The sequence below is a fragment of the Microbacterium sp. 22242 genome, from assembly GCF_052045495.1.
GTDB lineage: Bacteria > Actinomycetota > Actinomycetes > Actinomycetales > Microbacteriaceae > Microbacterium.
The window spans coordinates 64,032-78,413 of record NZ_JBQEOZ010000007.1 but is presented as its reverse complement, the minus strand read 5'-3'; the positions used below and the strand labels follow the sequence as shown (position 1 = coordinate 78,413).

Sequence of the window (14,382 nt, the reverse complement as noted above, 5' to 3'; positions counted from 1 at the left end):
GTCAGCCCTTGAGCCCGCCGGCGAACCCCTGGATGAACTTCTTCTGGGCGAACGCGTAGAAGGCGAGGATCGGGATCATCGAGACGATGACGACGGCGAAGATCAGGTTCCACTGCGACACGAGGGATCCCACGTAGCCGTACATCACCACGGGGAGCGTCTGGTACTGCGTGCCGTTCAGGAAGATCAGGGCGGTGAAGAAGTCGTTCCACACGATGAGCCCGGCGAGGATCGCGACGGTGCCCGTGGCCGGCGACATGAGCGGGAACACGATCCGCCAGAACACCTGATACTTGTTGGCGCCGTCGATGATGGCCGCCTCCTCGTACTCGAGCGTGAGGTTGCGGAAGAAGTTCGCGTACAGGAACACCGACAGCGGCAGCAGCATCCCCGTGTAGATCAGGATCATGCCCCACGGGCTGCCGACCAGGTCCAGGTTGCGCGCGCCGATGTACAGCGGCAGCGTGCCGAGTTGGGTGGGCAGGATGATCGCGACGAGGAACAGGTAGAAGGCGCGCCGGCTCCAGCGGCTCGTCGACCGGGCCAGCGCGTACGCGGCGAGGGAGCCGAGCACGACGAGCAGCAGGATGCTGCCCGCCGTGATCACGACGCTCCACAGCAGGCCGGCCCAGATGTTGCCGGACGAATCGGAGGCCGGGGACAGCAGCTGCACGAAGTTGTCGATCGTCGGCTTCACCGGCAGCGCGACCGCCGGGGTGCTCACGATCTCGGGCAGCGTCTTGAACGAGCCCATCACCAGGATCCAGAACGGCAGCAGCAGGATCGCGGTTCCCAGGATCGTGATGATCTCGATGGTCAACGTCTTCTTGGTGTAGCGGAACACGGCTCAGGCACCCTTCTCGGAGCGGTCGCGCGTCGCCCACTGCTGCGCGATGGAGAACACCAGGATCAGCAGGCTGAGCACGAGCGCCAGGGCGGCTCCGAAGCCGAACTGCTGATACGTGAACGCCTCTTGGTACACCTCGAGCGCGAGGGTCTGGGTGGCGCCGGCGGGCCCGCCGCCCGTGAGCGCGACGACCTGGTCGAACACGCGCAGGCCCTGGATGAGGGTCAGCGTCGTCGCGATCGCGACCGAGGGCTGGATCATCGGCAGCACGACGTACCGGAACCGGCGGAAGGGACCGGCGCCGTCGAGTGCGCCGGCCTCTTCGAGCTCGACCGGCACGGTCGCCAGGCCCGCGAGGTAGGTCACCATGATGAAGCCGATGTTCTGCCACACCAGCACGACCAGGACGCACCAGAGCGCGAGCGTGGGGCTGGCCAGCCAGTTCACCTTGGGCTGTCCCAGCCCGGTGAGGAGCTGGTTGAGCGGTCCGTTGAAGTCGAAGATGAACTTCCAGATGTACGAGACTGCGATCGGGCTGACCACGGCCGGCATGAACACCAGGGTGCGCAGGACATAGCGGGACTTCAGGCCGCGGTTGAGCGCGAGGGCGAAGAGCAGGCCGAGCACGTTCGTGAAGACGAGGAACCCGACCGCGAGGAACAGCGTGTTCCACAGGGATCCGATCAGCTCCGGCGTCCGGAAGATCTTCACGAAGTTGTCAAGGCCGATGAACGCGAAGTCGCCGACGCCGGACCAGTTCGTGAACGCGAAGAACCCTCCCGCAGCTGTGGAGGCGTAGATCACCACCAGCACGAGCGCCAGGGCGGGCAGCGCCCACCACCAGGCGCCGAGCCGTACGTGCTGCGAGCTCGTGCGGGGCCCTCGCCCCGTCCCCCGGCGCGGCGCCCCGGCGGTCGTGACCACCTCGGTCTGCGTCACCATCTGCGTCACCATCTGTCCGTTCCCGTCATCGGTCGCCGGCGGCCGGCNCCGCCGGGATCCTGGATCAACCCCAGTCGGAGTCCATCTGCTGCAGCACCTGCTTGGCGGTCATCTGACCGGTCAGGATGCCCTGCACTCCGCTGCCGAGGTCGTTGTAGACCTTGGGGTTGGGCCAGTCCAGCGACGGGTATCCGCGCACGTCTCCCGAGGTGATGTAGTCCTTGACGCTCTGATACTGCGGGAGCAGCGTCGTCGACGAGGTCGCGCCGATGGGGATCGACCCGGTCGAGGCCGCATAGTTGCTCTGTCCCTCCGGGGAGAGGATGTACTTCATGAAGCTCGTGGCGAGCTTGGGGCTCTTCGTCTTGGCGCTCGCGGCGACGCTCTGGTCGGCACTGACGGCCAGATAGGTCTTGGTGCCGCTGGGAGCGGGCACGGGCAGGATCTCGAGCTTCACGTGACCGCCGGCGGCGTCCATGATCTCCTTCGCCGCGCCGCTCGGCGCGAAGAATCCGAGCACCTTGCCCGAGGAGGCGTTGTTCGTGATGGCGTCGAAGCCGGCGCTGGCCGCGCCGTCCTGGAAGCAGCCGGCGTCGTACATCTTCTTGATCGACTCGAGCGCGGTGGCCCAGCCGGCGGTGCCCGCGAACGTGGTCTTCCCGGCGGCGCGCTTGGCGTTCCAGTCCTTGTCGGAGCCGTAGACCGTGGATGCGGCGAGGGTGAGGGCGAGGAAGGAGGTGTTCGGCGCCTGGCTGCCCGCGAGGGCGTAGACGGCCTTGCCGTTCTGCCGGGCCACCGTGCAGGCGGAGAGCACGTCGTCGAGCGTGGACGACGCGGTGAGGTTCACGCCGATCGACTTGGCCAGCTCGTCGTTGAAGATCGCGCCGTAGGCCTGGGTGCCGAGCGGCACGCCGTACGCCTTGCCGTTGTAGACCCACAGCTCCTTCTGCGACGAGGGCAGCGCGTCGAGGACCGACTTGTCGCTGATGCCGAGCGCGAGACCGGACTTCGCCCAGGGGATGATCGAGTGCGCCTGACCGGTGCCGCCCTCGGCGTAGAAGGTGTCGGGGGCGTTGCCGCCCTGCACCCGGGTGGCGAGGGCGCTCGCGTAGCTCTCCGAGGGCAGGTTGAGCGTGGTGACCTTGACGCCCTTGTTCGCCTTCTCGAATCCGGTGGCGAGGGCGGTGTAGGCCGCCTTGTCCTGATCGTTCGTGGCGCCGAAGGCGAACGAGATGGTCTGCGGCTCCGGGCCGCCGGCCGCACTGCCGCCGGAGCAGCCGGCGAGGACGAGGGCTCCTGCGACGAGCGGCGCGGTGAACAGGGTGACCCGCGAGGCCCGGGAGCGACGGTGCTGTGTCATGTCCAGCCTTTCTGACTTCGTTGTCGACGCAGCGGCCTTCGAGTGGCCGGTGCGGTTTCTCCAGTATCACAGCGATGTGCCGAAAACACACATAAGTTTTTTCGATATCAGACATAAGCGGGAGCGGGGTCGGGGGCGCAGCGGCCGTCCGCTCATCCGCGCGGCGGATGCGGATCGGGACGCCGTATCAGCCCGGCTGATAAAGTGGCGCGTCAGCCGCCGCCTTCCCTAAGGACCACCCGGACGTGACCGATCACCTGCTGCTGTCCCGGCTCGACCTCAACCTGCTCGTCTCCCTCGACGCGCTGCTGACCGAGCGCAGCGTCACGCGCGCGGCCGAGCGCCTGCACCTCAGCCAGCCGGCGCTGAGCGCATCCCTGGCCCGGCTGCGCGCGCACTTCGACGACCCGATCCTGGCCCGGCGCGGCAACACCTACGAGCTCACGCCCCTCGCGCTGCGCCTCGCCGATCACACCACGACCGCGCTCGAGGCCGCCCGGCGGGTGTTCGAGAGCCAGGCCGCGTGGGATCCGGCCGAGTCGGCGCGGGAGTTCACCATCTACGGCTCGGACTACGGATTCACGACGGTGGGCCGCCTCGTCTCGGAGCTCGCGGCCGAGCGCGCTCCCCGCGTGCGGTTCCGCTTCGTGCTGCACAACCCCTCGGTCGTCGAGGACGCGGCGAACCGCCTCAGGTCCGTGGACGGCATGGTGATCCCGCACGGCTTCCTCACGGATCTGCCCTTCCTCGACTTGTGGCAGGACGACTGGGTGGCGATCGTGGCCGGGTCCAATGACACGGTCGGCGACGTCCTGTCCCGGGACGAGCTCTCGGTCCTGCCCTGGGTGATGAACTATCAGACGCGCTCCGCGTTCACCTCGGCCGAGCGTCAGGTGCAGCAGCTCGGCGTGGAGCCGCGCATCGAAGCGGTCGTGGAGAGCTTCCTCGCCATCCCCCAGTTCGTCGCGGGGACCTCGCGCGTGGGCATCATCCACGCGGCGCTCGCGCCGCTGGCGATGCGCGCGGCGGACGTGCGCGTGGTGGAACTCCCGTTCGCGCCGACGCCGATCGTGAACGCGCTGTGGTGGCACCCCGTGCACACCCACGACCCCGAGCACGCCTGGATGCGCGCACTGTTCGAGGAGGCGGGCCGCATCATCGGCAGCGGCGAGACCGCCTGACGGTCAGCGGCGCAGGTCGGCGGAGTCCGTCATCGCGGGGCTTCCGGTCGGGCCGGCTGCAGCGAGCGCATCGTGCGGCGGATCAGGTCGTGCTGGCGGCGCACGAGCACGAGCGGGTCGACCTCGCCGAGCTCGGCGAACGCGTGGCCCTCCCACTCGCTGGACCAGTAGCCGCGGTAGCCGCCCTCGACGAACACCTTCACCAGCTCCGGGTAGTCGATCGCCGGCTCCTGGCCGTTCTCGTCGATGTCGTAGAACTTGGCGTGCACGTGCAGGGTCTGCGGCATGATGTCGGACCACTCGTGCGGGTCGACGTGCCCGTGCATGTTGAACGCGAGGTGCGCGAAGGATCCCAGCCGGCCCGGATCGAAGTCACGCCCGCGCAGGTAGCCGAGGAACTCCTCCTGGCGCTCCCGCATCGGGGCGTCGGTGGCCCAGATCTCCTGCAGCCGCTGCACGGCCTCGTCGTCCAGCCCGCTGCGGCGCACGGCGCGCAGCAGCGTCGGCGACATCGCGTGCATGGTCGCCGAGAAGTCGGCCACGAACCCGAGCAGCGGCGAGTCGAGCTCGGCGTAGGTCTCGCGGACCCTGAGGATCGGCTCCGCGTTCGGGCCCATCGGCGCGTGGATCTCGTACGCCAGCTTCAGGTCGAGCCGCTCTGCGATCGGCAGCAGCCGGCGCAGCAGCTCGGGCTTGGCGGACTGGATCCGCACCAGCGGGAAGCCGAGCTTCTTCGCGCCCTGGAACATCAGCTCGCTGAACGCGAACTCCTCGTCCGGCGTCATGTCGCGGTCGCGGCGGCGGCCCATGTCGAGGTTCGCGCCGAAGGAACTGGCGTCGAACCCGTGGCGGTCGAACGCGTCCCGCCAGGTGCGCACGAAGTCGTCCGAGACGACCGGGTAGGTGGGCACCAGCTGCGAGGCGACGATCTCGATGCCGGGCCCGATGCCGAGCTCGGCGACGCGGTCGAGCAGCCCCTCGAAGTCGTACCAGCCGGCCCGGAACTCGGCACTGGCCGAATACAGGGTGAGCCCCAGCCGGAACGGATCCTGCTCGCTCGCGACCGGCGCGGCCGTCCCCGCGGCGAGCGCGGGCGGAGCGGCCGGCCGGTCGGTCGCGGTGAGCGTCAGCTCCTGGTGCACGACGTTCGGCACGTACATCCCCGGCCCGCCGTCCCGTCCCGGCGCGATCTGCATGTAGGGCAGGCGCAGCTCGCCGTGGAGCACGACGTCGTGCGTCTCGCCGAGAGCGATCGCGGGGTCTCGCCGCACGATCAGCAGCGGGTGCTGCTGCAGATACCAGAGCACCTCGCTCTGCCGCGGCAGATCCTCGATCGCGTAGCGCACGCCGTCGAGCTCGAAGACCAGATCCTGCGCGGGGATCTCGGCGCCGTCCAGCGTCAGCCTCAGCGTCGTCACGCTGGACAGCCAGAGGCTCCGGTACCAGGGGATGGTCAGGGCGAGTGCGAATCCCTCGGGATGGATCCGCAGGCTCGCCTCGTCGATCAGTCCGTTCGGCATCATCGCTCGCTTTCGTCGGAATCGTTGTCGGTCGGGGGCCCGGGGCGCTCGGCCGCGAGCGCGCGCAGGAGCGCGTGCTGCCGGCGCAGCTGGTCGGCGGCCCGGTACGGCTCGTGGTGGCCCTCGTACTCGCTGGAGAACCAGCCCGTGTAGCCGGCGTCGAGGGCGACGTCGAGGATCTCGCGCCACGGGATGTAGTGGTCGACCAGGTCGTCGTCGACCTCGTAGAACTTGGCCTGGAAGTAGACCGTGTGCGCCATCACCTCGGCGAGATCCGCGACCGGCACGAACGGCACCTCCGGCGGCCGGGCCGTCCCGTCGCCCATGCGGAACTCGGCGCTGCCGCCGCGGCGCTGGTAGCGCTGCACGTCGAAGACCCCGGTGTCGATGAGCAGGCCGAAGTTGTCGGTGCCGGTGCGCTCCTTGAACGCGAGGTACTCCTCCACGACCGGGGACTTGATGACGGTGGGCCAGTGGATCTCCGGGCAGATCACGATGCCGAGCTCGGCGGCGAGATCGAGGTTGCGCTCGACGGCCTCCTGCCAGATCGGGTCGACCTGCAGATCGCCGGTGATGACGCCGATCTTCGGTCGCACGAAGGAGAAGCCGAGCCGGTCCGCGAGGCGCAGGTCGAGTTCGAGCTGCGCAGCGCCCTCGAGCGCGGTCATGCGTCGTCCCGGGAAGCGCCGGGTGTCGATCCACGATCCGTACAGCGTCGGGGTGAGCCCGAGACGGTCGTTGCGCGCGTGCCAGGCGTCGACCCACGCGGCCGGCGGATCGGGGTAGTCCCTGATGTGGCCCTCGCCGAGGATCTCCAGGCCCGTCGCGCCGAGATCGGCGACGTCCTCGATGCACTCCTCGACCGTCATCGTGACGCCGATGTCCTCGGTGTAGCTGTACAGGGAGACGCCGAGTCCGAACGGCAGGATGTCCGTGCTCACTGGACGATCACCGCCTTCCGGTGCGCGGTCCAGATCGAGGGCTGCAGCTCCTCGGGGATGTAGGACATCCGCAGGCGCAGTTCGAGAGCGACGTCGTGCACGCCGGGTGCGAGTCCGCCGGCGCGCGGCACGGTGAGGATCGCCGGGGCGTCCATCGGCCAGCGCGCGTCCGGTGACGCCTGCAGCTCGGCGAAGGAGTACTCGCCGGTCGGCAGCGTCCACCGGATGTCCTCGCCGTCGAACACCTCGCCGTCGACGGAGACCGTGGGGCGTTCGATGAGGCTGCCCCACAGTCCCCGGTAGTACGGGCTGCGCACGCGCAGCTGGAAGCCGGCGGGTGCGTCGTCGGGGCCGACGTTGCGGAACCCGGCCGCCTGGATGAGCGGTTCTTCGAGCATGTCTGTCTTCCTTCCCGGTGGGTCGTGGTCTCAGCGGGCCGCGAGGCGCGCGGCGGCGGCGCGGGCGCCGCGGACGGCCAGGGCGACGCTCATGAGCGTCGGGTTCATCGTGTTCGCCGTGGGGATCAGCGCGTTGCCGCCCACGACGAGGTTCTCGGTGCCCCACACCCGCGAGTGCGGGTCGGCGACCGAGGTGCCGTCGTCCGCTTCACCCATCCGCATCGTGCCCATGTAGTGCAGGCTGGATCCGTTCGGCATCAGCCGCGGGTCGGCCACGAACGTGCCGAGCGCGCCGCCCGCGCGGCGCAGCCGCTCGGTCGCCGCCGCGATCTCGCGGTCCTCGCGCTCGGTGAGGGCGTACTCGATGGTCATGTTCGGGAAGCCGGCGTAGTCGAGCTCGGCGTCGTCGAAGCGCACCCCGTCCTCGACGCGGGGATGCTTGCGCACGCCGTAGCCCATGTTCACGTACCCCCAGCGGTTTCCCGCGTGCGGGTGGGCGGGATCGAGCGGGAACGGCGGGTTCTCGGCGTACATCACCTGCAGCGAGAACGGGTGCTCCGGCTCGGAGAACGGGATGCGGTTCACCGCGGCGATGGGGTCGGCCGCATGCCGCGCCCGGCGGGCGAGCTCGCTCCGCAGCTGCTCCTCGCTGACGAGCGCCGCCATCCGCTCGCCCTCCAGCGCGATCGTGCTGATCACGACGTGGTGCTCGGTGAGGTAGCGGCCCAGTGCGGCGGGACGGATCCCGGACGCCCAGAGCAGCTGCGGAGAGCGGAACGCGTCCGCCGCGACGACGACCAGGTCGGCCGGGAAGGACGTCGTGTCGTGGGTGCGCAGGTCCTCCACCGTCACGCCGGTCACCACGCCGTCCGCGTGCTCGATCCGGCGCACCAGCGACATGTCCCGCAGCTCGAACCGCGCGGACTCCGGGGTGCCCGGCTCGATGAGCGGCCCCAGCACAACGTCGGCTCCTGCCCACACCATGCTGCCGTCGGGCTGCGGGTCGCCGGCGACCGGGAGCGTCCCGACGCCGTAGCCGTCGGGCAGCTCGGCGCCGAACTCGTCGGCGAGCAGCGAGCGGATCGCGGCCCCGATCGGCGAGTCCGCGAAGGCCTCGCTCTGCACGTGCAGCAGGTGCTGGGCGGTGGCGAGCAGGTCGTCCCACTCCTCGGCGGGGATAAACGGCACCTTCTCGCTGAACGCGGGCGCGGGTGTCGCGCAGGTCCAGTGCGCCCCCTGCCCGCCCACGTTCGTCGCGGCCGCCGCGGCCGGGAACGTCGGGGCGTGCGCGGATCCCTCCCCGCCGAAGTCGAGCAGGAACGTGCCCTGCCGGGCGGTGAACGTGCCCTCCACGACCGCGGATCCGGGGATCCCGAGAGACTCTCGGAACGCGCCGGACTGGGGGCCCTGGGACAGGTCGCGTGCGCGGGCCTTCTCCTCGGGATCGGGGATGTTGCGCACGCTCGCCCCCGGCCGGGCGGTCAGCTGCGGTCCTGCCTCGAACATGACCACCCGCGCGTCCGGGAGCTGCTCGAGCAGCACTCGTGCGTAGGCGGAGCCGATCGGGCCGCTGCCGACGACGGCGATGGTGGGATGGGACATGGGGACTCCTGTTCCGGGTCGGTGAGTCTTCAGCGGGAGAGGGACGGTTCGGCGGCCGCGGGCACCGGCCCGGTGGCGTCCGAGAGCCGCCCCTCCGGGAGCAGCGCCGAGGCGATGACGCCGAGCGCGTAGACGGCCGCCAGGGCGGCGAAGACCGGCGCGAAGACGTCGCGGTAGATCGCGGCGATGTGCTGCTGCACCGGCACCGGCGCGGCATGCACGATCGCGGGGGTGAGCGTGGCCGGATCCAGACCGTGCGGCAGCGCCGCCGCGACCCCGACCCCGATGACACCGCCGATCACGGCCGTGGCGACGGTCGAGCCCATCTGCCGCACCAGGTTGACGGTCGCGGTCACCGCGCCGGTGCGGGCACGGGGAGCGGCGCTCTGCACGACCGCGACGATCAGGCTCATGAACGCTCCGGTGCCGAGCCCGACCACGGCCATGACGGCCATCGGGATCCACAGCGGCAGGCCCACGGGCAGCACCGCCATCGCGCCGAGTCCGAGCGCGCCGAGCACGGTGCCGCAGAGCGGGAAGACGCGATACCGGCCCGTGCGGCTCGCGAGCCAGCCGCTGGTCAGGTTGCTCACCAGCATGCCCAGCACGGTCGCGATCGGGACCAGGCCGGAGACCGTCGCGCTCGTGCGGTAGGCCATCTGGAAGTACGTCGGCAGATACGCGGTGATCGAGAACAGCCCGATGCCGACGATCGCGGAGATCGCGGTGCCGGTGATCATGGTGCGGTTCGCGAAGAGCCGGAACGGCACGATCGGCTCCGCCGCGCGCCGCTCCACGAGCACGAAGGCCGCGAAGCAGAGGAGCGCGATCACGGCGGCGATGACCCCCGCCGTGCCGCCGAGCGGGATCCAGGTCACCGCGAGGACCAGGGCCACGAGCGCCGGCGTGAGCGTGAGCGCGCCGAGCAGGTCGAATCGGGACCGGGCGCCGCGGGGCAGGTGCGGGACGGCGATCGCGGCGAGCAGGAGGGCGACCACGCCGACGGGCGCGTTCACCCAGAACACCCACGGCCAGCCCCAGCTGTCGGTGATCAGGCCGCCGAGCAGCGGCCCGATCAGGATCGCGACAGGGAACGCCGCGCCGATGATCGCCAGGTGCTTGGGCCGCTGCCGGGGCGTGGTGGTCTCGGCGATGATCGTCTGCGACAGCAGCTGCAGGCCGGCCGAGCTCATCCCCTGCACGACCCGCGCCACGATCAGCCAGAGGAAGTCGTGCGCGAAGCCGCAGGCGACGGACGACAGGATGAACACGGCGAGCGAGGAGAGGAAGACCGCCCGCGGGCCGATCCGGTCGCCGAGTCCGCCGAGCACGGGCATGAGCACGGTGCTGGCGAGGGTGTAGCCCACGACGATCCAGCTCATGTGCTCGAGAGCGCCGAGCTGTCCGGCGACGGTGGCGAGGGCGGTCGTGACGACGGTGTTGTCGAGGGCGCCGAGGAAGGAGACGGTCAGCAGCGAGGCGACCAGGAGGCGGAATCGCAGAGGTGAGAGCGGCATTGTCTTCACCCGGTCGGCCGGGCACTCGACGCGACAGGATGTGTCCTCGCCGCGACCTCGCGGGAGAGCGGACCGGAGTCCCAACGTCAGGTCGATTCTATGCAGTCTTTAGATCAAAAGCAACATAAGTTTCCGCGTTCACCGGGCTTCCGGATCCGCTCCGGTATCCTGGAACCGCTATGACGACGCCCCGCCTGGTCGCCTTCGACCTCGACGACACCCTCGCTCCCTCGAAGAGCGCGATCGACCCGCGCATCGCGGAGCTGCTGCTCGCGCTCGCCGGGCACGTGGAGGTCGCCATCATCTCCGGCGGCAACGAAGAGCAGTTCCGCACCCAGGTCGTCTCGAACCTCGGCGCCGCCGACACGGCGACCCTGCAGCGGATCCACCTGCTGCCCACCTGCGGCACCCGCTACCTCCGCCACGACGGGTCCGGGTTCTCCCTGCTCTACGCACACGACCTCAGCGACGCGCAGCGGCGAGCGGCGCTGAGCGCGCTCGAGGAGGAGGCCGTCCGCCTCGGCCTCTGGGAGTCCGAGACCTGGGGTCCCATCCTGGAGGACCGCGGGTCGCAGATCACGTTCTCCGCACTCGGACAGAAGGCCCCGAACGACGCGAAGAAGGCCTGGGACCCGGACGGCTCCCGCCGCGCCGCCCTGCGCGACGCCGTCGCCCCGCGCGTCCCCGACCTCGAGGTGCGCTCCGGCGGATCCACCTCGATCGACATCACCCGCGCCGGCATCGACAAGGCCTACGGCATGACCGAGCTCGCTGAGCGCACGGGCATCCCGTTCGCCGAGATGCTGTTCTTCGGCGACCGCCTCGATGAGGGCGGCAACGACTACCCCGTCAAGGCGCTCGGCGTGCCCTGCGTGGCCGTCGAGGGCTGGGAGGACACCGCGGACCACCTGGACGCCCTCCTGCCGACGCTCGTCGCCGCCTCCGCCGCGACCGCCCGGTAGATCGCGGGGACCGATCCGCGTCCCTCCCTCGGCCGCAGGCTCGGTCGCCCTCGCCCGCCGGGTCGATCCGGCGCCCGAGCAGCCGCCGTCAGGCCAGGGCCAGGATCCTCGCCGCGTACCGCTCGATCGAGGCCGTGGCCGCCGGCTCCTCGGGACGGTTCAGGTAGCCGTGCGTCGTGCCGGGCTCGAACGACACGTCGACGTGCCCGCCCGCCTCGCCCAGGGTCCGGGCGAAGACCTCTCCGGAGACGCGCAGCTCGTCGACCTCCGCATTGATCATGATCACGGGCGGATAGCCGTCGAGGTCGGCGGTCGCGGCACGTCCGGGGACGGCGAGGAGCGGCGCATCCTCGACCGGGCCGCCGAGGTAGTTCTCGTACATGCCTCGCACCACATCGGGGCCGAAGCGATCGGCGTCGGGGTCCGCGTCGAGTGCGGCACGCAGCGCCGGATCCGGCGCGGGCTGCACCGCGAGCAGCGTGGGGTAGGCGAGCACGGCGAGGGCGGGACGCACTCCCCCTCGGTGCGTCATCGCGAGGCTCGCGGCCGCCGCGAGGTTGCCGCCGGCGCTGGTGCCGCCGAGCGCCCACGGGCCGGCGAGGCCGGACGACTCCGCCCACGCGAACGCCGCGATCACGTCGTCCACGGGCACGGGATGGTGCGCGCCGACGCGTCCGGGGCGCTGCTCGCCCTCCACCAGTGCGGGCGCGAGCGCATAGTCGACCGAGACGACCGCGACGCCTCGTTCCGCGAACGAGCGCGCGACCCAGTGACCCTCGGGCGTGTCCAGATCGCCGGCCCAGAACCCGCCGCCGTGCAGCCAGACCAGCCCGGGGCTCGCCGGCGCGGCGGGCCGGTACGTCCGCACCGGGACCGGGCCGTGCGGTCCGTCGACCACTCGGTCCTCGATCACGACGCCCTGCGGATCCGCTTCCGCGGCGGGTGCCGCGGTCATCGGGCCGTGGCGTCCGCGGCCGCGCTCAGCGTCGGGGCCACGGGGACCATCCGGGTGAGCTGGGTGACGTGGCGCGGCTCCAGCTCGGCGAGCGTGGAGACGCCGAGCAGGCGCATCGTGCGCTCGATCTCGCTGCGCAGGATCGCGATGGTGCGGTCGACGCCGCGGCGCCCGCCGGCCATCAGGCCGTACAGGTAGGCGCGGCCGATCAGGGTGAAGTCGGCACCGAGCGCGACCGACGCGACGATGTCGGCGCCGTTCATGATGCCCGTGTCGACCATGACGGTGAAGTCCTCCCCCACGGCCGCCCGCACCTGCGGCAGCAGATGGAACGGGATCGGCGCGCGGTCGAGCTGGCGTCCGCCGTGGTTGGACAGCACCACGCCGTCGACGCCGTGCGTGTCCTTCAGGCGCACCGCGTCCTCGACGGTCTGCACGCCCTTCACCACCAGCTTGCCCGGCCAGATCCCGCGGATGACCTCGAGGTCGTCGTAGCCGATCGTCGGATCCATCGCCGCGTCCAGCAGCTCGCCCACGGTGCCGCCCGTGGTGGACAGCGAGGCGAACTCGAGCTTCGGCGTGGTGAGGAAGTCGATCCACCACCACGGCCGCGGGATCGCGTTCAGGATCGTGCCGAGTGTGAGCTGCGGCGGGATCGAGAAGCCGTTGCGCTTGTCGCGCAGGCGCGCGCCGGCGACCGGGGTGTCGACCGTGAACATGAGCGTGTCGAAGCCGGCCTCGGCGGCGCGGCGGGTGAGGCCGTAGGAGATCTCGCGATCGCGCATGACGTACAGCTGGAACCAGTTCCTCGCTGGAAACGGTCCCTGAGCAGGGGCCCCGGCCCTCGGAGGCTCCAGGCGGCGCGCAGCGCCGGCTGGAGTGAGGGCTGGGGAGCGAAGGGTGGCGTGCTTCACGTCCTCGATCGAGGTGGTGCCGAGCGTGGAGAGCGTGAACGGGATCCCCGCGGCGGCCGCGGCACCGGCGCCGGCGATCTCGCCCTCGGTCTGCATGAGGCGGGTGAACCCGGTCGGCGCGATGCCGAACGGCAGCGCGCTCGGCCCGTCCAGGACGGTCGTGGACGTGTCGAGCTCGGGGGCCGGGGCGAGGATCCCCGGGTGGAACTCGACGTCCTCGAACGCCTGCCGCGCGCGGGCGAGCGACAGCTCGCCCTCGGCGGCGCCGTCGGTGTAGTCGAAAGCCGCCTTCGGCGTGCGCCGCTTCGCGATCGCGCGCAGATCCGAGATCGTCAGCGCGCCCTCGAGGCGGCGCTTGGTGCCGTCGAGCTCCGGCTTCTTGAAACTCATCAGCTCGAGGATCTCGGCGGGGTTCGGGAGCTGGCGCTGCACGTTTCGCGGGGCCATGGTGGTCCTTCCGGTCAGGGGCGGAGCTCGCCGTCGGGGGCGAGGCCGGTCGCGGCGTAGTAGCCGGTGATGTGGTCGTGGACGAGCGCGGTCGCCGCGTCGCCGCGGCCGAGGTCGACGGCGCGGACGAGGTCGCGGTGCTCGGCGCGCAGCCGATCCGCCATGCCGGGCCAGTCCTCGATCCGCTCGGATCCGGCGCGCACGTAGGATTCGATGCTGTCGCGCAGGCCCGTCATCATGGCGGTGACGACGGCGTTGCCGCTCGCCTCGGCGAGGGCGAGATGCAGCTGCGCGTCGAGCGCGAGGAAGTCGGCGGCCTCGAGCTCCGCGTCCATCGCGTCCAGGATCCGATGCACCGCACCGGTGTCCCGCCCGTCCGAGGCGGCGAGGGCCGCGACGACGGCCTGCTCGAGGATGACCCTGGTGCCGACCACGTCGGCGATCGGGAACCCCTGGGCGGCGACCTGCAGCCGCAGCAGCGCGGAGAGGCCTCCCCCGGGCGCGGCGATCACGATCGCGCCAGACTGCGGACCCGACCCGGTGGAGGTGCGGATCAGGCCCATCACCTCGAGCACGCGGATCGCCTCGCGCACGCTGGAGCGGCCGACGCCGAGCTCGGCCGCGAGATCCCGCTCCGAGGGCAGCCGGTCGCCGGGCCCGAACGTGCCGTCGAGCAGGCGCTGCTCGACGTGCTGCAGCACCGTGCGCCACGTGCGCGCGGTGACGACGTCGGGGTCGGCCATCGGTCCTCCTGTGGTCAGACCACAGCGTAGAGCCTGTGGTCAGACCACGCAAG

The 14,382-nt window shown here is 71.0% G+C and carries 13 protein-coding genes; 2 read left to right on the top strand and 11 right to left on the bottom strand.

Annotated features, from left to right (window positions below):
* Position 1 precedes the first annotated feature (1 nt).
* From ACTJJZ_RS09715 to ACTJJZ_RS09705, 3 genes are all read right to left on the bottom strand, one after another.
* Positions 2-844 (bottom strand): carbohydrate ABC transporter permease, encoded by an 843-nt coding sequence (locus ACTJJZ_RS09715; RefSeq protein ID WP_440720979.1) that lies wholly within the window; start codon positions 842-844, stop codon positions 2-4.
* Positions 845-847: 3 nt separating this feature from the next.
* Positions 848-1,789 (bottom strand): carbohydrate ABC transporter permease, encoded by a 942-nt coding sequence (locus ACTJJZ_RS09710; protein ID WP_440720978.1) that lies wholly within the window; start codon positions 1,787-1,789, stop codon positions 848-850.
* Positions 1,790-1,853: 64 nt separating this feature from the next.
* A complete protein-coding gene (locus ACTJJZ_RS09705) occupies positions 1,854-3,149 on the bottom strand; it encodes an ABC transporter substrate-binding protein (RefSeq protein ID WP_440720977.1) in 1,296 nt (431 codons plus the stop codon).
* 245 nt (positions 3,150-3,394) lie between these two features.
* On the opposite strand from ACTJJZ_RS09705, the gene ACTJJZ_RS09700 reads away from it, so the two are divergent.
* Positions 3,395-4,330: a LysR family transcriptional regulator gene (locus ACTJJZ_RS09700; protein WP_440720976.1), complete on the top strand. Its 936-nt coding sequence runs from the start codon at positions 3,395-3,397 to the stop codon at positions 4,328-4,330.
* Between the two features lie 29 nt (positions 4,331-4,359).
* Here the strand turns inward: ACTJJZ_RS09700 and ACTJJZ_RS09695 are convergent, their stop codons facing one another.
* The 5 genes from ACTJJZ_RS09695 to ACTJJZ_RS09675 are packed head-to-tail and all read right to left on the bottom strand — an operon-like array spanning position 4,360 to position 10,308.
* Positions 4,360-5,850: a C-glycoside deglycosidase beta subunit domain-containing protein gene (locus ACTJJZ_RS09695; protein WP_440721088.1), complete on the bottom strand. Its 1,491-nt coding sequence runs from the start codon at positions 5,848-5,850 to the stop codon at positions 4,360-4,362.
* Entirely contained in the window at positions 5,850-6,791 is a 942-nt protein-coding gene (locus tag ACTJJZ_RS09690; RefSeq protein WP_440720975.1) for a sugar phosphate isomerase/epimerase family protein, read from the bottom strand. The genes ACTJJZ_RS09695 and ACTJJZ_RS09690 overlap by 1 nt, the downstream gene beginning before the upstream one ends.
* Complete coding sequence (locus ACTJJZ_RS09685) at positions 6,788-7,189, bottom strand: C-glycoside deglycosidase beta subunit domain-containing protein (protein WP_440720974.1); 402 nt, start codon at positions 7,187-7,189, stop codon at positions 6,788-6,790. The genes ACTJJZ_RS09690 and ACTJJZ_RS09685 overlap by 4 nt, the downstream gene beginning before the upstream one ends.
* 30 nt (positions 7,190-7,219) lie before the next feature.
* Positions 7,220-8,791, bottom strand: a complete 1,572-nt coding sequence (locus ACTJJZ_RS09680; protein WP_440720973.1) for a GMC oxidoreductase — start codon at positions 8,789-8,791, stop codon at positions 7,220-7,222.
* Between the two features lie 29 nt (positions 8,792-8,820).
* Positions 8,821-10,308, bottom strand: coding sequence for an MFS transporter (locus ACTJJZ_RS09675; RefSeq protein ID WP_440720972.1), 1,488 nt, complete (start codon positions 10,306-10,308; stop codon positions 8,821-8,823).
* A 179-nt stretch (positions 10,309-10,487) separates the two neighbouring features.
* Between ACTJJZ_RS09675 and ACTJJZ_RS09670 the strand changes: the two genes are divergently transcribed.
* Entirely contained in the window at positions 10,488-11,270 is a 783-nt protein-coding gene (locus ACTJJZ_RS09670) for an HAD-IIB family hydrolase (RefSeq protein ID WP_440720971.1), read from the top strand.
* 88 nt (positions 11,271-11,358) lie between these two features.
* On the opposite strand, the gene ACTJJZ_RS09665 is transcribed toward ACTJJZ_RS09670, so the two are convergent.
* Genes ACTJJZ_RS09665 through ACTJJZ_RS09655 form a run of 3 tightly spaced genes read right to left on the bottom strand, consistent with a single transcriptional unit; the run spans position 11,359 to position 14,329 of the window.
* Positions 11,359-12,225 (bottom strand): alpha/beta hydrolase, encoded by an 867-nt coding sequence (locus tag ACTJJZ_RS09665; RefSeq protein WP_440720970.1) that lies wholly within the window; start codon positions 12,223-12,225, stop codon positions 11,359-11,361.
* Positions 12,222-13,586 (bottom strand): alpha-hydroxy acid oxidase, encoded by a 1,365-nt coding sequence (locus tag ACTJJZ_RS09660; RefSeq protein WP_440720969.1) that lies wholly within the window; start codon positions 13,584-13,586, stop codon positions 12,222-12,224. The genes ACTJJZ_RS09665 and ACTJJZ_RS09660 overlap by 4 nt, the downstream gene beginning before the upstream one ends.
* Before the next feature lie 14 nt (positions 13,587-13,600).
* Positions 13,601-14,329: a FadR/GntR family transcriptional regulator gene (locus tag ACTJJZ_RS09655; RefSeq protein ID WP_440720968.1), complete on the bottom strand. Its 729-nt coding sequence runs from the start codon at positions 14,327-14,329 to the stop codon at positions 13,601-13,603.
* Positions 14,330-14,382: the final 53 nt, after the last annotated feature.